The 22943-nt window shown below is 30.6% G+C and carries 26 protein-coding genes; 17 read left to right on the top strand and 9 right to left on the bottom strand.

Translation table 11 applies throughout. The features are described from left to right. Positions 1–181 precede the first annotated feature (181 nt). Positions 182–883: a DUF1003 domain-containing protein gene (locus tag DMB68_RS19190; RefSeq protein WP_110348253.1), complete on the top strand. Its 702-nt coding sequence runs from the start codon at positions 182–184 to the stop codon at positions 881–883. A 16-nt stretch (positions 884–899) separates the two neighbouring features. On the opposite strand, the gene DMB68_RS19185 is transcribed toward DMB68_RS19190, so the two are convergent. Then, a complete protein-coding gene (locus DMB68_RS19185; protein WP_317047376.1) occupies positions 900–1166 on the bottom strand; it encodes a DUF2752 domain-containing protein in 267 nt (88 codons plus the stop codon). Positions 1167–1287: 121 nt separating this feature from the next. On the opposite strand from DMB68_RS19185, the gene DMB68_RS19180 reads away from it, so the two are divergent. Next, positions 1288–1473, top strand: a complete 186-nt coding sequence (locus DMB68_RS19180) for a hypothetical protein (RefSeq protein WP_110348251.1) — start codon at positions 1288–1290, stop codon at positions 1471–1473. Next, complete coding sequence (locus DMB68_RS19175) at positions 1463–2014, top strand: Smr/MutS family protein (RefSeq protein WP_110348250.1); 552 nt, start codon at positions 1463–1465, stop codon at positions 2012–2014. Before DMB68_RS19180 ends, DMB68_RS19175 begins: the two co-directional genes overlap by 11 nt. 150 nt (positions 2015–2164) lie before the next feature. On the opposite strand, the gene DMB68_RS19170 is transcribed toward DMB68_RS19175, so the two are convergent. Further along, complete coding sequence (locus DMB68_RS19170) at positions 2165–3112, bottom strand: hypothetical protein (protein ID WP_124019453.1); 948 nt, start codon at positions 3110–3112, stop codon at positions 2165–2167. An 85-nt stretch (positions 3113–3197) separates the two neighbouring features. On the opposite strand from DMB68_RS19170, the gene DMB68_RS19165 reads away from it, so the two are divergent. Beyond that, positions 3198–4322 (top strand): cysteine desulfurase family protein, encoded by a 1125-nt coding sequence (locus DMB68_RS19165; protein WP_110348248.1) that lies wholly within the window; start codon positions 3198–3200, stop codon positions 4320–4322. A gap of 53 nt (positions 4323–4375) precedes the next feature. On the opposite strand, the gene DMB68_RS19160 is transcribed toward DMB68_RS19165, so the two are convergent. Continuing rightward, positions 4376–4945, bottom strand: a complete 570-nt coding sequence (locus tag DMB68_RS19160) for an L-threonylcarbamoyladenylate synthase (RefSeq protein WP_110348247.1) — start codon at positions 4943–4945, stop codon at positions 4376–4378. Positions 4946–5343: 398 nt separating this feature from the next. Between DMB68_RS19160 and DMB68_RS19155 the strand changes: the two genes are divergently transcribed. Then, a complete protein-coding gene (locus DMB68_RS19155) occupies positions 5344–6465 on the top strand; it encodes a glycosyltransferase family 4 protein (RefSeq protein ID WP_110348246.1) in 1122 nt (373 codons plus the stop codon). Then, positions 6455–7345: an ATP-grasp fold amidoligase family protein gene (locus DMB68_RS19150; RefSeq protein WP_110348245.1), complete on the top strand. Its 891-nt coding sequence runs from the start codon at positions 6455–6457 to the stop codon at positions 7343–7345. The genes DMB68_RS19155 and DMB68_RS19150 overlap by 11 nt, the downstream gene beginning before the upstream one ends. On the opposite strand, the gene DMB68_RS19145 is transcribed toward DMB68_RS19150, so the two are convergent. Together DMB68_RS19145 and DMB68_RS19140 are read right to left on the bottom strand one after the other, a co-directional pair. Continuing rightward, complete coding sequence (locus DMB68_RS19145; protein WP_110348244.1) at positions 7325–8053, bottom strand: 7-cyano-7-deazaguanine synthase; 729 nt, start codon at positions 8051–8053, stop codon at positions 7325–7327. The two genes, DMB68_RS19150 and DMB68_RS19145, sit on opposite strands and share 21 nt — an antisense overlap. A 137-nt stretch (positions 8054–8190) precedes the next feature. Further along, complete coding sequence (locus DMB68_RS19140; RefSeq protein WP_110348243.1) at positions 8191–8895, bottom strand: adenine nucleotide alpha hydrolase family protein; 705 nt, start codon at positions 8893–8895, stop codon at positions 8191–8193. 435 nt (positions 8896–9330) lie between these two features. Here DMB68_RS19140 and DMB68_RS19135 point away from each other — a divergent pair, with 435 nt between their 5' ends. Next, a complete protein-coding gene (locus DMB68_RS19135; RefSeq protein WP_231131692.1) occupies positions 9331–10428 on the top strand; it encodes a glycosyltransferase in 1098 nt (365 codons plus the stop codon). 179 nt (positions 10429–10607) lie between these two features. On the opposite strand, the gene DMB68_RS19130 is transcribed toward DMB68_RS19135, so the two are convergent. Further along, positions 10608–11561 carry a hypothetical protein gene (locus DMB68_RS19130; protein WP_110348241.1) on the bottom strand — a complete coding sequence of 318 codons (954 nt, stop codon included), beginning with the start codon at positions 11559–11561 and terminating at the stop codon, positions 10608–10610. 336 nt (positions 11562–11897) lie between these two features. Here DMB68_RS19130 and DMB68_RS19125 point away from each other — a divergent pair, with 336 nt between their 5' ends. Beyond that, entirely contained in the window at positions 11898–12803 is a 906-nt protein-coding gene (locus DMB68_RS19125) for a hypothetical protein (RefSeq protein WP_110348240.1), read from the top strand. Between the two features lie 65 nt (positions 12804–12868). On the opposite strand, the gene DMB68_RS19120 is transcribed toward DMB68_RS19125, so the two are convergent. Further along, positions 12869–13711 (bottom strand): glycosyltransferase, encoded by an 843-nt coding sequence (locus DMB68_RS19120; RefSeq protein ID WP_165830174.1) that lies wholly within the window; start codon positions 13709–13711, stop codon positions 12869–12871. A gap of 108 nt (positions 13712–13819) precedes the next feature. Between DMB68_RS19120 and DMB68_RS19115 the strand changes: the two genes are divergently transcribed. From DMB68_RS19115 to DMB68_RS19105, 3 genes are all read left to right on the top strand, one after another. Then, a complete protein-coding gene (locus tag DMB68_RS19115; protein ID WP_110348238.1) occupies positions 13820–14581 on the top strand; it encodes a Kdo domain containing protein in 762 nt (253 codons plus the stop codon). 180 nt (positions 14582–14761) lie between these two features. Continuing rightward, on the top strand, positions 14762–15571 hold the full coding sequence (locus tag DMB68_RS19110) for a glycosyltransferase family 2 protein (protein WP_110348237.1): 810 nt from the start codon (positions 14762–14764) through the stop codon (positions 15569–15571). A 10-nt stretch (positions 15572–15581) separates the two neighbouring features. After that, complete coding sequence (locus DMB68_RS19105; RefSeq protein WP_110348398.1) at positions 15582–16526, top strand: NAD-dependent epimerase/dehydratase family protein; 945 nt, start codon at positions 15582–15584, stop codon at positions 16524–16526. Here DMB68_RS19105 and DMB68_RS19100 read toward each other — a convergent pair. Together DMB68_RS19100 and DMB68_RS19095 are read right to left on the bottom strand one after the other, a co-directional pair. Then, positions 16516–17565 (bottom strand): glycosyltransferase family 9 protein, encoded by a 1050-nt coding sequence (locus tag DMB68_RS19100; RefSeq protein WP_110348236.1) that lies wholly within the window; start codon positions 17563–17565, stop codon positions 16516–16518. The genes DMB68_RS19105 and DMB68_RS19100 overlap by 11 nt on opposite strands. Positions 17566–17686: 121 nt before the next feature. Beyond that, the gene (locus tag DMB68_RS19095; RefSeq protein ID WP_031454829.1) at positions 17687–18502 is read right to left on the bottom strand and encodes a 2,3,4,5-tetrahydropyridine-2,6-dicarboxylate N-succinyltransferase; all 816 of its coding nucleotides are present in this window, start codon (positions 18500–18502) and stop codon (positions 17687–17689) included. Between the two features lie 253 nt (positions 18503–18755). Here DMB68_RS19095 and DMB68_RS19090 point away from each other — a divergent pair, with 253 nt between their 5' ends. The 6 genes from DMB68_RS19090 to DMB68_RS19065 all read left to right on the top strand — a co-directional run bounded on the left by DMB68_RS19090 (position 18756) and on the right by DMB68_RS19065 (position 22897). Continuing rightward, positions 18756–19385: a PAS domain-containing protein gene (locus DMB68_RS19090; RefSeq protein ID WP_110348235.1), complete on the top strand. Its 630-nt coding sequence runs from the start codon at positions 18756–18758 to the stop codon at positions 19383–19385. A 150-nt stretch (positions 19386–19535) separates the two neighbouring features. Then, the gene (locus DMB68_RS19085) at positions 19536–20285 is read left to right on the top strand and encodes a class I SAM-dependent methyltransferase (RefSeq protein WP_110348234.1); all 750 of its coding nucleotides are present in this window, start codon (positions 19536–19538) and stop codon (positions 20283–20285) included. A gap of 34 nt (positions 20286–20319) precedes the next feature. Beyond that, the gene (locus DMB68_RS19080) at positions 20320–20565 is read left to right on the top strand and encodes a hypothetical protein (protein ID WP_110348233.1); all 246 of its coding nucleotides are present in this window, start codon (positions 20320–20322) and stop codon (positions 20563–20565) included. Next, positions 20555–20836: a type II toxin-antitoxin system RelE/ParE family toxin gene (locus DMB68_RS19075; protein ID WP_110348232.1), complete on the top strand. Its 282-nt coding sequence runs from the start codon at positions 20555–20557 to the stop codon at positions 20834–20836. The genes DMB68_RS19080 and DMB68_RS19075 overlap by 11 nt, the downstream gene beginning before the upstream one ends. Positions 20837–20861: 25 nt before the next feature. Beyond that, on the top strand, positions 20862–21278 hold the full coding sequence (gene ruvX, locus DMB68_RS19070; protein ID WP_110348231.1) for a Holliday junction resolvase RuvX: 417 nt from the start codon (positions 20862–20864) through the stop codon (positions 21276–21278). Between the two features lie 125 nt (positions 21279–21403). Next, the gene (locus tag DMB68_RS19065; RefSeq protein ID WP_110348230.1) at positions 21404–22897 is read left to right on the top strand and encodes a malate:quinone oxidoreductase; all 1494 of its coding nucleotides are present in this window, start codon (positions 21404–21406) and stop codon (positions 22895–22897) included. Positions 22898–22943 lie beyond the last annotated feature (46 nt).

Below are 22943 nucleotides of genomic sequence, written 5' to 3'. Positions count from 1 at the left end.
AATTGAATGGATATTTGAAACGTTAAAAGTAAGGTGTTTTTTGTAAATAATAGTACGAATTCAGTAAAGAAATTTTCAATTGAGTATTCTATTTGTGATAAATGAAAACATTTTTTAAGTCGATAATTTATAAGATTGTTAAGAAGTTAAATGTGTAAATTAGCCGGTAAAACATAGTAAAATGAAAAATGATTCGACTTTTAAGAGTGCTATTTCTAATCTCTCATTTCCTGTAAGCGAGAAAGTTTCTGGAAAATCAATACATGATCCTGTTTTAGGACTTATTATCAAAGATCATCCTTCGTTTTGTGACAGTGATTTTATTTCTTTTGAAGAATTAAATACATACCGTCAGAAATATATTTCGAATTATTTATCTGTTGAAAGTGGTGTGCTTTCGGATCTTGAAAAAAGTGTTGTTTCATCTTTAAAAGAAGATAAATCAATTGTGAGTATTGTTGAAGATGAAGAAGAGACAAGAAATTTTGGTCAAAAAATAGCAGACAAAGTAGCTGATTTTGGTGGTAGCTGGACTTTCATCATTTCATTTTTGCTATTTATTATTATTTGGATTGGTTCAAATGTTTATATTTTACTAAACAAAGGTTTTGATCCATATCCGTTTATTTTGCTAAATTTAATTTTATCATGTATTGCTGCTTTGCAGGCTCCGGTAATTATGATGAGCCAGAATCGTCAGGAAGAAAAAGACAGAACCCGTGCCAAAAAAGATTATATGATTAACCTCAAGTCTGAATTGGAGATCAGAATGATCCATGATAAAATTGATCATTTGATCATGCATCAACAACAGGAATTAATTGAAATTCAAAAAGTGCAAATGGAGATGATGAATGATATTTTAAATCAGATTAAAAAGTAATTCCGAGGTTAGAAAATCAAAGATAAAAATGTTTGTAGTAATAACCGGTAATCATAAATATGCCATTTGTGATTCCGGAGATCCAAAGTAATTTATTGTAATTTTTAGCTTTATCAAAAAAATGTAAAGTCAGAAAAATTAAAAAAATAAGCGTAGTATAGATTGCCGGATACATTTTAAAAGCTGCAAAAAAATTACCCTTAAAAAGTAAGAATAAGGCGCGCTGAAAACCGCATCCCAAACACTCGACCCCAAAGAGTGTTTTGCTTAAACAGGGCAGCATATATTTTTCTAAATCCATGGGTTTTATTTTTTACAATTTACAAAAAAAATATATAAGATTTAAATAGGTGAGAAGTACTATTTTAAAGTTTCTTACTTTTGAAGTCTTATTGTTTAAAAATATGAAAACGGTTAAAATTTTAATAATGGTTCTGGCAATTTCAATTGCATTATACCAACAGGTATCAGAAGAAAAGAATATTTACATAACAGTAATTGCAATTGCAGTTTTTATGTTCGGCATGATGCAGTTAAGTGCAAAAACACCAAGTAAGAATCAGGAAAAAGAAGAAGAAGATGCTGAATAAAGGAGATAAGGTTTCTGTATTAGATGAGGCCATAAACGGAACAGTAGTTTCAGTTAAAAATAATGAAGTTTTGATTGAAACAGAAGATGGTTTTTTGATGACTTTTTTCGTCAATGAATTGCTTAAGATTCAGGAATCCAGTAATTTAATGAATTCTATTAAAAGAGTTGATTTAGATTCTGTTACAAAAGAAAAGGAAGAGCCAAAACCAAGGAGTTTTGTGAAAGAAAAGAAAGATAAACGGGATATTTCGGCTCCGGAATTTGATTTGCATATAGAAAAATTAGTTCCCAATAAACGTGGAATGTCAAATTACGATATCCTGACGCTACAGACTGAAACAGCAAAAAGACACATTGAATTCGCAATTAGAAATCGAATTCCTAAGATTGTTTTTATTCACGGAGTTGGTGAAGGAATTTTAAAAGCCGAGCTCGATTTTTTATTAGGCCGTTATGATGGTATAGATTTTCAGGATGCTAATTATCAAAAATATGGGCTTGGCGCTACTGAAGTTTATTTTAAGCAAAATAATAAATAAATAAATCTTCTGAAGCATTAAAAAAGCTTTTGTAAGCACATAAAAAAATCCGTTACCTGGTACTAATTGTTTTTTGAAATTAGTTCGGGAACGGACTTTTTTTGTAAGAATAAATGAAAAGTATTCTTTTATTAAGATATAAACAGATTGTTATTCTGTTGTAGTAATTTCGCCGAAAACAAAAACACTTGGAAGTTTAAATTTAAGACCAGCTGCGTTGCTAAGTTCGACTTTTTTTAGTGTAATAACATGTTTGTAAGTTGTGTTGTCAAGCTTGGTGGTTACAACTTCTATTACGCCATCAACTGCAGCATTCCAGGTTTCGTTGATTTCCGGTATTGTAGGTCGGGTTTTACAAAAATAATCCTTATTTATACTTGCTGCTTTATAATTATTGAAAACAATTTTATTTTGAGTAATTGAAATAGTACTTGTTCTGGGTTCTGAAGTTTCAATGTTCTGGATCAATATCGGATCCAGGGCATCAATAATCATAGATGTATTAGTGGTATAATTATAGATTTGTGTTGAATTACATTGTCCGGCATTTGTAGCTGTAAACGACACCACCGGAGATGTATAGATTGATGTTTGTAGAACACCAAAGAAAAAATTTGGACCTACTTGTTCTCCTGCAGGTTTTGAGTAGCTAATATTGGTTATGTTTATCGAATGATTGAAACCGTTAATTTTTGTACTTCCGTCTGCTGCTGTTTCTGATATATTTGGAGTTGTTGTGATCGTAATTTTTCCACCGATAGCATTCCATTCGTTTGAAACATTTGGCGAGGATGGTCTAATGGCATCACAAATATTAGCACGATTAATTACGCCGTCAAAAGCTCTGTAGACAAGTTGAGGAACTCCTGTTGGATTGATGTAAATTTCTTTTTCTCCTGGTTCATCTTTAAACGTGCTTTCTGGTAATTCTAATAATAAAGACTCCTGATCTTTTATCTTATAAATTAATACATTGGTTTTAGTATCACAACTTTGTGGTTCTATTTCTGTAAAATCAATTCTTTCAGCAACTAAATCTCCATCATCGCAACCGTTCAGCATAATGGCGAATAAGAATAGGTAAGCATATTTTTTCATTGTATTTTTTATTTGCATCAAAAATAGTGAAATTTCGCAAATGATATTTAAGAATTGACAATTCATATTTCATAACTTTGCGTTAATGAAAAAAGTATACCTCGATAACGCTTCTACTACTGCCATACGACCTGAAGTTGTTCAGGAAATGACAAAAATAATGATGGATGATTTTGGAAATCCGTCTTCCACTCATAGTTTTGGGAGAAACGCAAAAACTATTATTGAACTTTCCAGAAAAAATATTGCCAAATATTTAAATTGTTCTGCACAGGAAATAATTTTTACTTCTGGTGGTACCGAAGCAAATAACTGGATCCTTCGTTCTGCAGTAGAAGATTTGAAAGTGATGCGAATTATTACTTCTAAAATTGAGCATCATGCGGTTTTATACTCTGTTTTGGCTTTGCAGTCAGATTATAATATTCAGGTTGATTATGTACATATAAATTCAGATGGGACTATCGATCTAACTCATTTGTCTAATTTATTGTCTGAAGAAAAAAAGACAATCGTAAGTTTGATGCATGTAAATAATGAAATTGGAACCATTTTAGATTTGGAAAGAGTTGGTGTTATTTGTAAACAATATAATGCTCTGTTTCATTCGGATACCGTACAATCTGTTGGGAAAACCGAAATTGATCTGCAGGAAACGACTGTCGATTTTATTGTAGCCAGTGCGCATAAATTTCATGGTCCTAAAGGTATTGGTTTTGCTTTTGTTCGAAAAAATTCAGGTTTACAGCCTTTGCTTTTTGGCGGGGAACAGGAAAAAGGATTACGTGCCGGAACCGAAGCTGTTCATCAAATTGCCGGAATGGCGAAAGCTTTGACGATTTCATATGAAAATTTAAAAACTGAGCATGAATACATTTTTGGATTGAAAATGTATTTGATAAATCAGCTTGAAATTTATTTTCCGGATTTTAAAATAGTGGGTAATAAAGAGGATTTTTATAATATTATCAATATTGTTTTGCCTTTTCCACAAGATAAAACTTCTATGCTATTATTTAGTCTGGATATGAAAGGAATTGCAGTTTCCAGAGGAAGCGCCTGTCAGTCCGGAAGTATTAAGCCTTCACATGTTTTAAAAGAAATACTTTCGGAGACCGATTTAAAGTTACCGAATCTCCGAATTTCATTCAGTCACTATAATACCAAAGAAGATATTGATTTGTTGATAGCCAGTTTGAAAACTATTTAGGATTTTAAAGCCCTAAGCGAATTAACAGTCAGCAATTTTTTATAATTAACAAATTATTTGCGAATTACTTTTACCTGAGAATCATTTGTTAATTTAATGATTGTTGAAGGTTTTCCTGCAATTTTATCATGATATAAGTTTACGACATAGTCAACCCCTTTTACAATTTCAGGATTTATGTCTTTGAAAGCCAGTGGAGTTGGCTGTCCTGAAATATTAGCAGAAGTGGAAACTAATGGTTTTTTCATTCTCTCTAATAATTTATAACAAAAAGGTTGTTTTACCAGGCGTATTGCTAACGAATTATCAGCAGCAATAATATTTTTCGCTACATTTCGCGGTTCATCTAAAATTAAAGTCGTTGGTTTTTCAGATAAATCAAGAATCTGCCAGGCAACTTCAGGAATGTTTTTAAAAACATTGTACATCATTTTTTCGCCATTCATTAATACAATCATGCTTTGCGTTTCTGCACGTTGTTTAAGCTTATATATTTTAGTAACAGCCTCCGGGTTTGTAGCATCACAGCCAATTCCCCAAACTGTATCTGTTGGATAAAGAATGATACCACCTTCTTTTATTATTTCGAAAGCTTTATGTATTTCTTCATTAAGATTTTCCATTTTTTATATTTAGAATTGAATATTAATAATTAACACTACAAAGAAACGAATAAAAAAAATCAAATTCCAGATGGTTTTATTACTCATATCATAGTCAAATGTTAAAATTTATTTGAAATAAAAAAGGAATTTGCATAATCTAATAACTAATTTAACAAGGGATTTTTTCTGTTTTTTTAAATACAATAATACTTTTAGGTTTATTGTTCTATTATACTATATTTGCAGTCAAAAGTGCTTATTTTCTTGCTTAAAGACTGTTAAAATTTAACAATCGAATTAAAGTAAGATTTTTTCTACTGGTAAGAATTATAAATGCCAAAAATGGAATAAGCAAGTCGTATTGTAAATTATTATAAGAGGGTAATAAGTTTAATGATTTTAGTTTAAAGATAGAAATGAGGTTAATACAGGTTACTGTTTCAAGAGGCTGGAGAGGACACGAACAAAAAATCATATATCTATATGAAGCATTCAAGGAATTTGGATATGTAGAAGAGCAATGGATTATATGTCCGGATGACTCTGAGACTTTTAAAATTGCAACTCAGAAAGGCATGAATGTTATTGCGTTAAATAATAAGTCAGAATATGATTTAAAATATGCAAAAAGGTTTTCAAAAATTGCAAAGGAGCTGAATGCAGATTTAGTGTTTATTCACAATAGTCATTCCCACACACTTATGGTACTATCGAAGCTGTTTTTTAGACTGAGGCAGCCTTTGGTTTTATGCAGGACTTTGATCAAAAGAGTTGATACAAACTTTTTTAGAAAATGGAAGTATGATTATAACGGAATAAAAAAAATCATTTGTGTTTCCTATCCGGTTGTAGATATTTTAAAACCTGTTATTAAAGATCATAGTAAATTGTGTGTAGTAGGATGTGTAACAGATATACATAAATTTATTAAAATACAAAAAACAGGCAGCCTGCATAAACAATATAATATTCCATCAGATTATAAAATAATTGGTAACATTGCAGCCTTTGTTGATTTTAAAGATCATGTTACCTGGGTAAATACAGTGGCTGAATTGGTAAAAAGAGGTATTAAGGCTAAATATATTTTAATAGGAGCAGGTCCATTAGAAAATCAGATAAAACAGCAAATTTCTGATTTGGGATTAGAAAAGGAAATAATTCTAGCGGGTTTTAGAACAGATATCCCTGAAGTACTGCCTGAGTTTGATTTGTTTTTATTTACGTCAAACAGTGAACCGGTAGGAGGAGTGCTTTTAGAATCTTATGCATGCAGAGTGCCTATTGTTGCTGCTAACGCAGGAGGAGTTCCTGAAGTTGTAATCGATAATCAGACAGGACTGCTGGCAGAGGCAGGAAATGCTTTTTCTTTTGCTGATAAAGTAGAGCAAATGTTAAATGATACGGTATTGCAGGAAAATTGTATTGCGAATGGGAGAAAATTTCTAATAGAAAATTTCACAAAAGAAGTTATCTCAAAAAAAATGATTAAAGAACTAAACGAAGTTTTACAAAAACATAAAAGCATTGAAATTTAAATTAAACGAATTTATACTTAGAAAGTATAATCAGACGATATTTACGCTATTGAACAAATATTCAAATGACGATGCGAAAGTAACCAAAGCAAAATATTTTAGTAAAAACAAAAGGGCATTGAATTTAGAAACTCCTAAAGAGTTTATGGAAAAAATTCAATGGCTGAAGTTATATCATTATAAAGAAGAGTATGGTCAATATGTTGATAAATTTGGTGTCCGCTCTTTTGTCGAAGCGAAAGTAGGGAAAGAATATTTAAATGAAGTAATTGGAATATACGATACCGTTGAAGAAATTGATTTCGAAAATTTGCCTCAACAATATGCCATAAGGGGAACTCATGGTTCAGGATATAATGTAATTGTAAAAAATGCTTCTCTAATTAATTATCTTGATCAGAAAAATAAATTAAGAACATTTTTAAAGAGTAATTATTATAATAAATATAGAGAAACTATCTATAAAAAAGTTAAGCCCAGGCTTTTAATTGAAAAATATATTTCCAATTGTGAAGACGGTTTAGTTGATTACAAATTCTATTGTTTTCATGGACAACCAAAATATGTTCTTGTAAAAAAGACTGAAAATGGAAAGGAAAAAAAATGTTTCTATGATTTGAACTGGAAAAAAATCGTCTCGAGTGAAGAAGATGCAAACTGGCTGAAATCTGAAATAGAAAAGCCGGCAAATTTTAATGAAATGCTAAAAGTTGCCAGCACATTATCTGATCAGTTTATTTTTGTTAGGGTAGATTTATATTCTATAGGAGATAAGGTTTTGTTTGGTGAGCTTACTTTTTTTCCAACTGGTGGTCACAATAGGTTCCCAATAGATTATTTAAATCTCGAAATGGGAAATTTAATTAAGCTTCCTGTTTGATTTTTTTCGTGATAAATAAATTTTAAAATATCCTTTCATTCTGTTGACAACCGGAATCCTAAAGCCCATTTGCTTTTTTATTACATTTATACACGGAGTACATTTGCCACAAGCTTTGTTTTTACGGGGCTTATGACAAAACCAGGTTAAATACATAATGTTTTCCCAGTTGTTTTTTATTGCAATATCCAGCATATCTCTTTTAGATAGTGTAACGACCGGGAAAGAGAAATGTTTAAATACCGGAGCAATTTTATTGTATTTTTCCTGATTTAACGGGTTGTTAAGATCTGCTTTTATAAAATTTGTCATTAAAAAATAAGTAAGTGAGTCTGTTCTCAGATTTTTATCATTACTGATCTCTATATTACTTAAATTATGATTATCGCAAAATTGAGCCAGCCAGCTGTATTGTGGCCCCAATCTTACAAGTGAATTGATGTACTTTGAACTTTCTTCAATTTCTTTATTGATGGTGAGATCTTCTTCAGCATACCAGACAGGGAGTATGCGTTCATAAGCTTCAGGATGCAATTCTTTGATTTTTTCCAGAATTTTTTTAATCCCTTCCATTTCGACTTTTAGTGATCTTCGGGTTTTGTCAATAATATATATTGGTTGCACCGTTTCTTTTTCAACTAATATTATTTGTAAAAGTCTAAAAGTAGAATCCCATCCACTAGTCCAGAGTAAATTATGATTAGGCATTATTAATAGTAAGTTATTATATGAATAAAATTTTAAGGGTAAATGTACTATTTAGAATTTGAAATTAAATCCTTAAAAATAGTGATTTGAACATTATTTGTTTGTTCTATAATGTTTTGTATGGGTTGCTTTTATAATCATTTTGAGAAGTAAATTTTTAAATATCCTTTTGTTCTGTTTATTAAAGGAATTCTAAACCCCATTTTCTTTTTTATAACTGTAGTGCAGGGAACACATTTTCCACAAGGTTTGTTCCTTTTAGGTTTGTGGCAAAACCAGGTCAAAACCATTATATTTTCCCAATTATTCGATTTAGCGATGATATTCATTTCCTGTTTTGATAAATTGATAACCGGAAAGCTGAAATATTTAAAAATAACATCAATGATATTATACAGTTTTTTGTTATCCGTTTTACTGTAATCCGTTACGATATAGTTAGTTACTAAAAAATGTGTAAATGAATTAACACAAGGGTTTTTGTCTAAACTCATTTCTATATTTTCTAAATTATGATTAAAGCAAAATTGAGCCAGCCACTCATGCTGACTTCCCATTTTTGCTAATGTTTTTATATATTGAGAACTTTCTTGTATTTCTTTATTGATTGTAAGCTCTTCTCCGACATACCAGACTGGCAGTATTCGTTTATAGGCTTCAAAATGTAATTCTTTAATTTTTTCCTTAATAATTTCAATGGTTTCAAGTTCTTTGTTTAAAGACTTTCTGTTTTTGTCAATAACATATATGGGCTGAACAGTTTCTTTTTCAATTAGAATTATTTGTAAAAGTCTAAAAGTAGAATCCCATCCACTAGTCCAGAGTAAATTATGAGTAGGCATTATTAATAACAAAGTTGTTAGATGAATAAAATTTTAAGATGTAAATGTAATATTAGAATTTGAAATTAAATCCTTAAAAAGAGTGATTTGAATATTATTTGTTTTTTTTAATATTGCATTTTAAAGAGAATTCGAATTTAAAAATGAGTGGTTTGAAATATATCACTTTCTTAGGATGAGATACGAAAAAGATTTATTTTTACTACTTAATTTAAGTCATGATGTTTAGAATAAATAATTAAACCATGAATTTAAACCACTAAATAACTAATGTTTTAATGAAAATCCTATTTCATTAACCAAAAGAATTTCTATAAAATGTACAAAACCGTTAAATTATTTTTCAGATTAAAAATACTAGCTCTAAAACTTAAAAAAGAAGGAAAGAAAATTGATTTTTTGAATAACTTGAAGCATGATTCATATGTTTTAATTGTGGATACTAGAATACCGGAGTTCAATAAAGATTCAGGATCCCGAAGATTAACAGAGATTATTAAATTACTTCTGAAAAATAATATTGGTGTTTTCTTAATGGCAGATTTCAAAGAATATCGATATAAATCTGATTACATCGAAATTTTTAAAGAAATGGGCGTTGTAGTTTACGAACCGTCTGTAAATGATGCCGGAAAATTAATTACAAAAAATGGTTTTTTAAAAATAATACTTCCCAAAGTAAGTTTTGCGTGGCTGCATCGACCTGAAATTTTCGAAAAATATTATCCTTTAGTTGAAAGTTACAAACCGAAAACGAAGGTGTTTTTTGATATGGTCGATTTTCATTATTTAAGATTTAAAAGAGAATCTGAATTAATGAAGGAGCCTAAAATTATGGAGGTTGCTGATAAGTATCTGAATTTAGAATTGGATAACTGCAAAAAAGCAGATAAGATTATTGTGATTTCTGATTTAGAAGGGAAGACTCTAAAAGACTATTACAACGATGAATCTAAAATAATTACGATTGGAAATATTCATCAATATATAAAAAATGAAAACTCACCATCTTTCGAAAATCGAAAAGATTTGTTATTTATAGGAGGTTTTGATCACAAACCAAATGTAGATGCAGTATCATATCTTCATGAAGAAATTATGCCTTTGTTGTGGGAATCTCAACCTGAAATTTCGATTTCAATAATTGGCAGCAATCCACCGGACTCGATTTTGAAACTGCATTCTGAAAAGTTTAAAATTGTGGGGTATGTAAAAGAAGTTGCACCTTATTTTTTAAGTTCCAGAATTTTCGTTGCACCATTGCGTTACGGTGCCGGAATAAAAGGAAAAATTGGTCAGAGTATTGAATTTGGTCTTCCATTAGTTACGACAAATATTGGTGCGGAAGGTTTTGATTTTGCAGAAAATGCACAATATATTGTTGGAAATACAAGTAAGCAAATTGTAGATAACATCCTTTTATTATATCAAAATAAGGAAATTTGGAATAAGATAAGTTCTGATTCTGAAAAAGTAATTGAACCTTTTTCATCTCACAAAATTGAGCAGAAGATATTAACTCTAATAAAATAATTTATTAAAATATAAATACTGTTTTAACCCAGTTTTCGATAGTGCATTTTTAATAAGTTGCATGACCTAAAGTTCTAAAGTGGTGTTCAGAAAGTCTTGATTTTTCATCAACTAAAAGTATTTATTGGTATTATAAATACCAATTTTTCTTAATAGATGTGTTGAAATGTAAATTAATTTTAATCGTCTTTTAATAAGATGTTTATCCAATTATTTAAGGTGTATTTCTGGTATATTTCTTCAGGAACTATTTCGTATGCAGAATTTAAAAAAGAGTCCGGAATGCTAATGTTGTCTGGCTCAATTACCAAAATATTGTTTGGGTTGTAGAAATCATATTCTTTAATTGATTCATTTGTAGTTATTATTTTTTTATCTAATGCAAGGGCATCAAAAATTCTAAAACTAAGTCCGGTTTGGTTTTCTCTTAATATATCTAATATTATTTCCGAATGCTCAATTTTTTTCTGAATTTCGCTTTGAGTCATTTTAGTCTTTGTGAATTCAACAGATTTTCTTAACTTCTTTGGCTTTCTTTTTCCTAAAAAGATAGTTTTATGTTTAATTTTGCGTTCATCTAAATAGTCAACTATAGAGTTAATTACAGGATACCTTTCATCAATTGAGGAAATCGATAGCACCTTATATTTTATATTTTTTTTGAGTAGGCTTTTCTCCAGATGTATATAATTTGATAAAAAAAGAAGATTGTGATTTTGGGCGTCTTTTTTATCAAACGTAAATGTTTTGTTGAAAATATTATTATTGATTAATGCCTTATTATTATATCTGTCTAAGCTGTCATAGAGGAAGGCAATATAACTGGCTGAAAATTTTTTAATCTCCAAATGACAATCATTACTAATTCTTTCAGGATTTATAACTATAATTTTGTCTTGTGTTCCTTTGTTTTTTAGAGTTGCCAAAATGTACTCTTCAGTTTTTATTTTTTTTATATTTTTTTTTAATAGAGTTTTATTAAAAAAGTTTAAAATTCTTTCGCCTAAATTATTGTATTTATATTTAAAATCAAGTAGTTTGATGTGGGAAGTTTCGTGTCCCATTTTTATCAATTCATTGGCTATCTTCTCATCATACCCCCAATTATCAAAGCTAATTAAGCAAATTTTCATAATTCTGTTTTTTTTACAATAGTAATAAATTATTATTCTTTAACATGAAACGATTATGTATTTTTAAAAGAATTTTCAATTAATACTTTTTTAGGAATTAATGACGATGCGTCTAAATAATATATTGAAGGCCATTATTAAGTTTTGATTCCGTACAAAGACATTTTCTTTTTTAGTTGTATATATGTGAGTTTTTTCATGAAAAATATTGTTGCATTTTTTAAGCAACCTTTTTTAATTCTTTTCATCTTATAATTATAATAAATATTTGAATTGAATGTTAGAAAAGAAGGGATTCGATTGTAATCGAATTTTATATATTTTAAAAGTTAGAGAATGAAGAAAATTCACGTAGGTTTTTTGTTGTCATATGATTATGAAAAATTAAAACTGTCGATACCGCCTGTTTATAATTCAGCGGATAAAATTTTTATAGCCGAAGATATTAATAAAATAACTTGGTCTGGAAATGAGTTTGTTGTAGATGATTCTTTTTATGCATGGTTAAAAGAATTCGATGTAGATAATAAAATTGAATTTTATAGGGATAACTTCTATATTCCAGAATTAACAGCGCTTGAAAATGATACAAGAGAACGTTATTTGCTTTCCTTGAAAATGGGAATTGGGAATTGGTTGATTCAGATAGACAGTGATGAATATTTTATTGATTTTGAAAATTTTGTTTCAAATTTGAGGAAGTACGATCATTATCTTGATGAACCCGAAAAAAAGAAAGTTCAGTTTGCTTGTTTTTGGCTGATCATTTATAAATATACAAAAGAGGGAACTCTTTTTGTTGACAAACCAATGAAGTCTGTTTTTGCCACTAATTACCCTAATTATAAATGTGCAAGGCGAACTAATGAACGTACAATTTATTTTGACAATTTAGTTTTGCATGAATCAATTGCCAGAACCGAAGAACAACTTGTGTGTAAACTGAAGAATTGGGGACATAATAATGAAGTGAATGAAAATTTTCTTAAAAAATGGGTAATGGTAAATGAAACAAATTATAATCAATTTGAAGATTTTTATTATATAAACCCTAAACGATGGAAAAAATTAGATTATCTGCCTACCAGACGATTTGAAGATATAAAAAAATATATTAATTTAAAGCCTAAACTTCAAATCTCAAGAGAATATTTGCTATTGAAAAATTTTGGTCAATGGTTTAAATTTTTTTGTAGAAAAAAAGCATTGGAATTTTCTTTTGTTTTTAATTTATTCCACTAATTGTAATATAACAAAGCCAGCTCATTTTCGAGCTGGCTTTTTGTTGAAAAGAGGAGGTATTCTTTCTATTTTATTTTATAAAGTCCAATTGCTTTTTTTATTTTTTTACTAAAGAAAACCATTTTTACATAAAGCATGTTTTTTAAACTTAAGAACATCCAGTCTTTATAAGGTATGATTTTTTGTGATATTAGATCACGCAATTCTTCTGAAACAATAAATTCACTATTAATATCTTCCCATTTTACATCGTCATAACCGTCAAATTCATTGACTTTGTTTTTTTCATGAATGATGGACATCCAAAGTCTTTTGTCAGTTACCTGAATAATTCGGCTTTCTTTTTTCCATTGTGTGTGGTCATTGGACCATACCGTTTTTGGATTTTCATTTTTTTCTATCAAACTGATAAAAGGATTAAAAACATGTTCTTTTTTTCCTAAAATATAAGTTGGTTTTATTTGGAGCGAATATCCTTTAATAACATCTATGGCAAGGAAATTCTGAGAAGCAAATTTTTTCTGAACTTCATCAATAAAAAAACTGCTGATCACGTCATCATTATCGATTCTGGAAGTAATCAGGTAAGGTTTGTTGTTGGTGATTGCTTTTTGAATTTCAGGATAAAATTCGTTCATACCATTAATAAAAAACAGTTTGATGTTTTCAGTATCCGAAGTTAAATTGATTATCTGGGTTTTGTATTTTTCTGCCGTTGTACTATCCAAATAGATTAACCATGTAAAATTTTTATTGGTTTGTGATGTAACAGAGGGAAGGCAAAAGTTTTCAAAAAGCCACATTCTGTCCTCCATCCATTCATCTGTAAGGAGTTGTTCATTGTTTTTTGTAACATCCCAATTAGGATTTTTAAGATTAAATCGGGTAATGAGATAGTGTTCGAACATCTGTGTTTTTTTATTAAATACTAAATAACTTTTGTGTAAAATTAAATTAATTATTTGAAGAGTAAAATTCAAATCGTTACTTTTGTAAAAAACGTAAAACTTAATTAAATGCATGAAGTTTATCATCCTGATTTTCTAAGCAAAAAAGAAGAAATAAGAGACGCTGTAGAGAATTATGAAACAAAAGGTACGCTGTTTGTTGATGGAAAGAGAAATAAAATTAAAACTTTTGATTTAGGAGAAATAACACTAAATATAAAATCGTTTAAAGTTCCAAATCTTGTAAATAAAGTAGTTTACGCTTTTTTCAGACCTTCAAAAGCGCATCGGTCTTATGAATTTGCTAATATTCTGGTAGAAAAAGAAATAGGTACCCCGGCACCAATTGCTTATTTTGAAAATTTTAAAGGTGTACTTTTGGATAGTTATTATGTTTGCGAACAAATTTATCCAGACTTGACTTTTAGGGAACTGACCAACGATTTTGATTACCCTGAACATGAAATAATTTTAAGGCAGTTTACGAAATTTACGTTTAACCTGCATCAAAACGGAATTGAGTTTTTAGATCATACTCCCGGAAATACATTAATTAAAAAGAATCCTGCAGGCTCTTATTCGTTCTTTCTGGTGGACTTGAACAGAATGAAATTTCATAATGGAATGAGTCTGAATCAAAGAATAATGAATTTCTCAAAACTAACTCCCAACAGAAAAATTCTAGAGGTAATGAGTGATGAATATGCAAAACTTTATGGTGCTTCGTACAATGATGTTTTAAAAATAATGATTACCGGAGCAGAATCTTTCAGGGATAAATTTCACCGTAAAAAACGTTTGAAAAAAGCATTAAAGTTTTGGAAAAAATAATTTTTATAATCACCGTTAATGCCAGCGAAAGAATTATTAAATTGTCTTAAGAATCCGGATTTCTGTAATATCTTTGCCAATTCATAATAGTTTTCAATTAGAATTAAAAGAAAGAAAATCTTGAAATTTCTAATTTAAGGATTAAACTATTGCACACTCCACGTATTTAAAAAATATAAAATGAAAATATCTGTAATTGTTAGTACATATAATGCTGAAGAATGGTTAGAAAAAGTTCTGATTGGCTACAGTGTTCAGACTACAAAAGATTTTGAATTAATTATTGCTGATGATGGTTCGCGACCTTCAACTACTGAGTTAATCAATAAGTATAAAAGTAATTATCCTGTACCAATAATGCATCTTTGGCATGAAGATCAGGGCTACAGACGACAAGAAATTCTTAATGTGGCAATTGTTAAGGCAAATTACGATTTCATTTTAATGACCGATGGAGATTGTATTCCAAGAAAAGATTTTGTTCAGGTTCATGCAGAATTAGCGCAAAAAGGAACATTTCTTTCCGGTGGATATTGCAAATTATCAATGAAGGTTAGTAAATTAATTACTAAAGAAGATATTGAAAGCGGAGATTGTTTTGATGTAAAATGGTTGAAAAAGCAAGATAAATTAGGGTTTTCTCAAACATTGAAGTTATCTGCAGGTAAATTGTTAGCATCAATTTTAGACTCTGTAACGCCAACAACACCATCATTCAATAACTGTAATTCGTCTGGTTTTAAGGAAGATATGATTGCGATTAATGGTTATGATGAACGAATGAAATATGGCGGACCAGACAGAGAATTTGGAGAGCGACTTGAGAATTTTGGTGTAAAAGGAAAACAAATCCGACATAAAGCAATAGTTTTGCATCTGGATCATGCAAGAGGATATAAAACTCCGGAATCTTTAGCCGCAAATTTGGCTATTAGAAAAGAAGTAAGAGATAAAAAAATAGTTTGGACACCTTACGGAATTGTAAAATAATTTAATGCAAATGAAAATATTAGTTACCGGAGCAGCAGGTTTTATAGCTTCACATCTTTGTGAAAAATTAGTTTCAATGGGACATTTGGTCTTTGGAATTGATAATTTTAATGATTATTATGATGTAAAATTAAAAGAAATCAATGCTTCTGATTTAGTCAACAAAGGAGTTACTATTTTTCGTGAAGATTTAAATGCTGATTTGAAATCGGTTTTCGAAAATCAGTATGATTATATTTTTCATTTAGCAGCACAGCCGGGAATTTCTGCAGCAACTCCATTGCATGAATATGTAGACAATAATATTTATGCAACACAAAATTTACTTGATTCTGTTGTAAAGTACAATCCAGATTTAAAATTATTTGTAAATATTGCAACATCATCTGTTTACGGAAAAGAAGCTACAGTAAATGAAACAGCTATCCCAAAACCGGCTTCTTATTATGGAGTTACCAAACTTGCAGCAGAACAATTAGTATTGAGCTTAAAAATTGAAGGTAAGATAAAAGCTTGCTCAGTAAGGCTTTATTCGGTTTACGGCCCACGTGAACGTCCTGAGAAGTTATATACTAAGCTGATTGAGAATTTGTATTATGATAAACCTTTTCCTCTTTTTGAAGGCAGCATTTATCATGAACGTAGTTTTACATATGTAGGCGATATTGTTGAAGGTTTGGCAGCAATCATTGGAAAAGAAGAATTGGTAGACGGTGAAATTATAAATCTGGGGACAGACGAAGTAAATACCACACAGGAAGGAATTACTGCTGTGGAGGAGATTATGAATAAAAAATTAATTATTGATAATCAGCCACCAAGAAAAGGAGACCAGCTCAAAACGGCTGCAATAATTGATAAAGCAAGAAATTTATTGAATTACAATCCCAAAGTGAGTCTCAAACAAGGTTTACAAGAGCAGGTAAATTGGTATTTTGAAAAATTTATAAACTAATACGTTTCACAAATTCCTGTAAAGATTCTTTATATAAATTACTATCAAGCTTATCATATAGTTCTAATGATTTACCCTTAAATTCTTTTGGATGTTTGTTTTCGTATAAATCCGGAAAGTAGTCTTTCAGGTGAACTGCGATATGATTTTCTTTGTCGCTTAACATATTCCAGGACGATTTGTTTATCCACGGGCTAAAAATGGTAAAGGTTTTGATATTTAATGCTTTTGCCATGTTTACAGCACCACCTTCATTGCCAATTAAGGCATCACATTGCGATAAAATGGCAAGAAATGCCCGTAAACCTTTAGTGTAAAAATCGAATACAATTTTTTGCTGGGTTTGTGGTTTGCATAAATCATAAATAACTTTTGCTTCGTCTTGCTGATTTGGCATGAAATTAAAAAGCAGCTGAACTTCTTGTTCGGCAATAATATTAAGAGTTTCAGCCATTTTTTCAGGAGGCAGGCTTTTACTTTTTCCGCTCCCGAGAACGCTAATCATAATGATTTTTAATGCAGGATCCAATCGTTCCTTCATCGCAATTTTGGCCTCATTTATTTCAGTATCTGTCAAATAAATTTTAGGAAATATTATCTCAGGTTTAGTTTTTAATAACGCTTCAACTAATTGTAATCGGTGGTAAACAGCTGAACCTTCTACATTTTTTTCTTGAATAATAATGTTTGTAAATAACAGTGAAGTGTACCATTTTTTAAATCCGATTCTAATTTTTGCACCACAAAAATAAGCAGGTAAAATGCTTTCCCATTTTCCGTAAGCATCAATTACAGCATCATATTTTTCTGAAGCTAAACTGGTTCCAAAAGAAATTAGTTTAAAAAAACCTTTGTGCTTTTGAGGTTCAAAAAAAACGATTTTATCAATAAAAGGATTGTTTTCAACGACAGCCAAAGTATTAGGCTGGATCATGTAATGAATTTCCCAATTTGGCTGATGTTTTTTGATGGTTTCGCAAATGACAGTACTCGTTAATACATCACCAATCATTTTGTTTTGAATTACAAGTACCTTCATGCGTTAAATAGTTTTATTGATTGCAAATTGAAGCAAAAATAGGAATAGTTTTTAAAATAAAAATTCCAAATTCCAATCAATAATTTTTGGAATTTGGAATTTAAAATATTTAGAATTTGAATTAAACAGCTACGTCGTATTCTCTTAACGCATTATTTAATGAAGTTTTCAAATCTGTAGATGGTTTACGCGTACCAATAATTAAGGCACATGGAACCTGAAACTCACCAGCAGCGAATTTTTTAGTATAACTTCCCGGAATTACTACTGAACGTGCAGGAACAAAACCTTTCATTTCTACAGGAGTTTCTCCGGTAACATCAATAATTTTAGTAGAAGCAGTAAGACAAACATTTGCTCCCAAAACAGCTTCTTTACCTACGTGAACACCTTCAACAACAATACAGCGTGAACCTACAAAAACACCATCTTCAATGATAACAGGAGCTGCTTGTAATGGCTCTAAAACGCCTCCAATACCAACACCGCCGCTTAAGTGTACATCTTTACCAATTTGAGCACAGCTTCCAACAGTTGCCCACGTATCTACCATTGTTCCGGCATCAACATAAGCGCCAATGTTTACATAACTCGGCATCATGATAACACCACTCGAAATATAAGAACCATAACGGGCAGAAGCTCCAGGAACTACACGAACACCTTTTTCAGCGTAATCTCTTTTTAACAACATTTTGTCATTGTATTCGAAGATTCCGGCTTCCCATGTTTCCATTTTTTGGATAGGGAAATACATCACAACTGCTTTTTTTACCCATTCATTTACCTGCCATCCGTCACCTTTTGGTTCAGCAACACGAAGTTTTCCTGAATCTAATAATTCGATAACTTCTCTGATCGCATTAGTAGTTGTTTCTTCTTGTAATAAAGCTCTGTTTTCCCAAGCTTGTTCAATTATAGTTTGTAAAGAACTCATAAGTTTAAATTTTTGGCAAAGATAGGGTATTTGTGTAAAATCAAAAAGGTAAATCAATTTGAAAATGTTACAAGTTTAACTTTTTGTGTTTAATTTGATAAGAATTGCTGGTGGTAGAAAGTTTCAAAATGCAATTTATTTAATGTTATCATATGATAAAAATCAGATTTCATGATTTTTCTTCTAAGTAGTTTTGCCTAATAATTCCTGAAGAAGATGAAGGAATTGAATTTAGAAATTAATCAAAGCCAGTATGAATCAGGAAAACAACCTTCAAACCCGAATTGCAGTTATTGATAAAGAAGTCACGTGGGACAAGACACAAGTTATTATGAGTAAGACAAATGCTTTTGGTATTATAGAATATGCCAATGAAGTTTTTGTAGATGTTTCAGGTTATGAAGATTATGAATTAATGGGACAGCCACATAATATTATTCGCCATCCGGATATGCCAAAAGTTATTTTTAAAGTGCTTTGGGAAAACCTTAAACAAGGAAAAAACTTTCATGCCATAGTAAAAAATTTAGCCAAGTCAGGAAGGTATTACTGGGTAATTACTGATTTTGAAATTGCAAAAGATGAAAACGGTGTGATTGTAAATTATTTTGGAAGAAGGCAGGCTGTACCTCACGAAGTTATTTCGCTTCACATAGAGCCACTTTACAAAAAACTACTGCAAATTGAAGCAGCCAGTGGAGTTGAGTTTAGCGAAAAATACCTCATTGGATTTCTCGAAGAAAAAAAGAGAAGTTATGTTGAATATATTAAGGAGCTGATTTACGAACATGAAAAAGCGCAGTCAAAATTTGCTAATTATGAAATGAAGGCAGAAGATGAAGAAGAGGAGAGAGGTTTTTTTAGTAGATTATTCGGTAGATAATGCATTGTAATAAATTTTTTTAGTTGTTTTAAATTTGGTTAAAATCCGTTTTGAATTTTTCAGGGCGGATTTTTTGCAGTTTGAGTGTTTTATAAAAGTGGGCTGATGAAAAAGTTATACCTTTAATATATTGATTTAAAATTCGGATTCATGAAAGATAATTTTTCAAAACAGGCAGTTGATTATTCGAAATTTCGTCCGCAGTATCCTGATGAAATGATTGAATACATCATTTCATTTGTAGATAACAAATCTACAGCACTTGACCTAGCTACAGGAAACGGTCAGGTTGCTCATAAACTTTCAGCTTATTTTAAAAAAGTATTTGCAACAGATATTAGTCAAAAGCAGCTGGATAATGCAATTCTGGCAGATAATATAATGTACAGCAAAGAATCTGCTGAGAAAACTTCTTTCGAAAACCGGCAATTTGATTTGATTGTTGTAGCACAAGCTGTACACTGGTTTGATTTTGAAGTCTTTTATAAAGAAATTTTCAGAATATTAAAACCAGATGGCATTTTTGCAATACTGGGTTACGGGTTGTTTTTTACCAATCCGGATTCAGATAAAATTTTGAGATCTTTTTATTATAATATTGTAGGTCCTTACTGGGATGCGGAAAGAAAGTATCTGGATGAAAATTATGAGAATATTCCGTTTCCGTTTGAAGAAATTCCGGCACAGAAATTTCAAAATGAATTTACATGGAGTTTCGAAATGCTTATCGGATATCTTCAGACTTGGTCTTCTGTACAGCATTATATTTCAAAAAAGAATCAAAATCCAATAGATCTGATTTATGATGAATTAAAGGTTTCGTGGCAAAAGAACAATCAGGAAGTTACATTTCCATTGCTGCTAAGAATTGGTAAACCAGATAATAGAAATAAAGCCTAAAAACACTTATATTTGTATTGTAAATGAAAGTATTATGGAAGCAATTAGATTAGAATTTAAATCAGAAATTAAGGAGAAAATCTTAGAATTATTGAGTTCATTTTCTTCTGATGAATTAAAAATTGTCGAAGAAGATACTTTTTATGAGTCTGATTTTAAGGAAAATAAAAGAAAACTGCATGAAAGAGCAGAGAAAATTACTAAAGGCACTGCTCAATATAGCACTTTTGAAGAATTAGATGTTTTACTTGAAAAAACAATTTCAAAATATGAAGATTAAATTAACTATTGAATTTAATCATGACTTAAATGATATTGTAGACTTCATAGCCAAAGATAAACCTAGTGCAGCCAGAAATTTTAAAAATGATTTAGTTAAAAAACTTAAAAATGATTTAGTTAATCCGTTTCATTTTAAAAAATCTATTTATTTTGAAAATGAAATTTATCGAGACTATGTTTTCAAAGGTTATACTACAATTATTAGGATTGACAAAGAAGAAGAAACGATTTATGTTATTGGTATTTTAAAATATAAAAGAGTATTTTAGTTTAAATTTGCTTAAAAATTTGAAAATGCCAAGAATTCTCTCCATAGACTACGGACAAAAGCGAACTGGAATAGCCGTTACTGATGAAATGCAGATTATTGCATCGGGCTTAACCACGATTCCAACTAATACTTTAATTGATTTTCTGAAGGATTATTTTGCCAAAGAAAAAGTCGAAGCTGTGTTGATTGGCGAGCCAAAACAAATGAACGGCCAGCCATCTGAAAGTGCTTCTGTGATTAAAGGTTTTGTAACTCATTTTTCTAATATTTTTCCGGATATGAAAGTCGTTCGGGTAGATGAGCGTTTTACTTCAAAAATGGCTTTTCAAACAATGATCGATAGCGGTCTCAGTAAAAAACAGCGTCAGAACAAAGCACTGATTGATGAAATTTCCGCAACGATTATGCTTCAGGACTATCTTTCTTCTAATCGTTTTTAACTTTTTGGGCAATAAATTTCACTTTATTTAGAAAAAAATGTAATTATCTAACTATTATCATGTCGAAAAACCTTTTTTTTTGAGTTGATATGAGATACCTTTGCATTTTAAAATAAAATAGTGTTATGTCTGACAATACAATACGTTCCAATAGTGAAGTAGTGCTTATTGGAGCTGGAATTATGAGTGCTACTCTTGGGGTAATTTTGAAAGAATTACAGCCTGATATAAAGATTGAAATTTATGAAAGATTAGATGTTGCAGCAGCTGAAAGTTCTGATGCATGGAACAATGCCGGAACGGGACATTCTGCTTTTTGTGAATTAAATTATACTCCTGAAAAGGCCGATGGTTCTGTAGATCCAAAAAAGGCTATCAGTATTGCTGAAGCTTTTGAAGTTTCCCGACAGTTTTGGTCTTATTTAGTTCAGCAAAATAAAGTTCCTTCACCAGAAAATTTTATTAAAAGTGTTCCGCATATGAGTTTTGTATGGGGAGATAAAAATGTTAAATACCTTAAAACTCGTTTTGAGGCTTTGCAAAAGAACCCATTATTTGCTGAAATGCTTTTTAGCTCTGATTTTGAGCAGTTGAAGCAATGGATGCCATTAGTTATGGAAGGAAGACAGCCTGACGAAAAACTGGCAGCTACTACAATGGCCATTGGTACCGATGTAAATTTTGGTGCGTTGACAAGAAGTATGTTTAATTATTTAGAGAAATTAGACGGTGTTTCTTTGTATTTTAATCATGAAGTTCAAAAATTAAAACAGCGTGATGATAAATCATGGAGAATTAAAATAACAGATCTTGGGTCTGGGCAAAAAAGAAAAGCATATACTAAATTTGTATTTATTGGTGCAGGTGGAGGCTCGTTGCCATTATTGGAAAAAGCAAATGTACCTGAAGGAGATGGTTATGGAGGTTTCCCGGTAAGTGGGCAATGGCTAAAATGTACAAATCCGGAAGTTATCGCCAAACATCAGGCAAAAGTATACGGGAAAGCAAGTGTTGGTGCTCCGCCAATGTCGGTACCTCACATTGATACACGTGTAATTGATGGTGAAAAAGCATTACTTTTTGGACCTTTCGCAGGATTTTCAACCCGTTTCTTAAAAAATGGATCTTATTTAGATTTACCATTATCTATAAAAGCAAACAACTTAATTCCGATGCTATCAGCGGGATTTAATAATATTCCGCTAACAAAATATTTAATTGAGCAGGTTCGTCAGTCTCCAAAAGACAGAATTAAGGCTTTGCGTGAATATTTACCGTCAGCAAGATCTAAAGACTGGGTTCTTGAAAAAGCAGGTCAGCGTGTTCAGGTCATCAAAAAAGGTGAAAACGGAGGTGGGGTTTTAGAGTTTGGAACAGAAGTTATTAATACGCATGACGGAACATTGGCAGTTTTATTAGGGGCGTCTCCAGGAGCTTCTACAGCAGTTTCAATTATGGTTGATTTAATTGGAAGATGTTTTTCAGATCAGATTAAAACGCCGGAATGGGAAGCAAAATTGAAAAATATGATTCCTTCTTACGGACAGACTTTAAATGACAAACCGGAACTTTTAACTGAAATCAGAAAACAGACTTCTGAAGTTTTAAAGTTAAAGTAAGAGTCGTATTATTTCATTTTATTGAATATATAAAACAAATCCAGAT

It is taken from the genome of Flavobacterium hydrophilum, assembly GCF_003202405.1.
Classification (GTDB): Bacteria; Bacteroidota; Bacteroidia; order Flavobacteriales; family Flavobacteriaceae; genus Flavobacterium; species Flavobacterium hydrophilum.
This window is presented reverse-complemented; position numbering and strand designations above follow the sequence as displayed.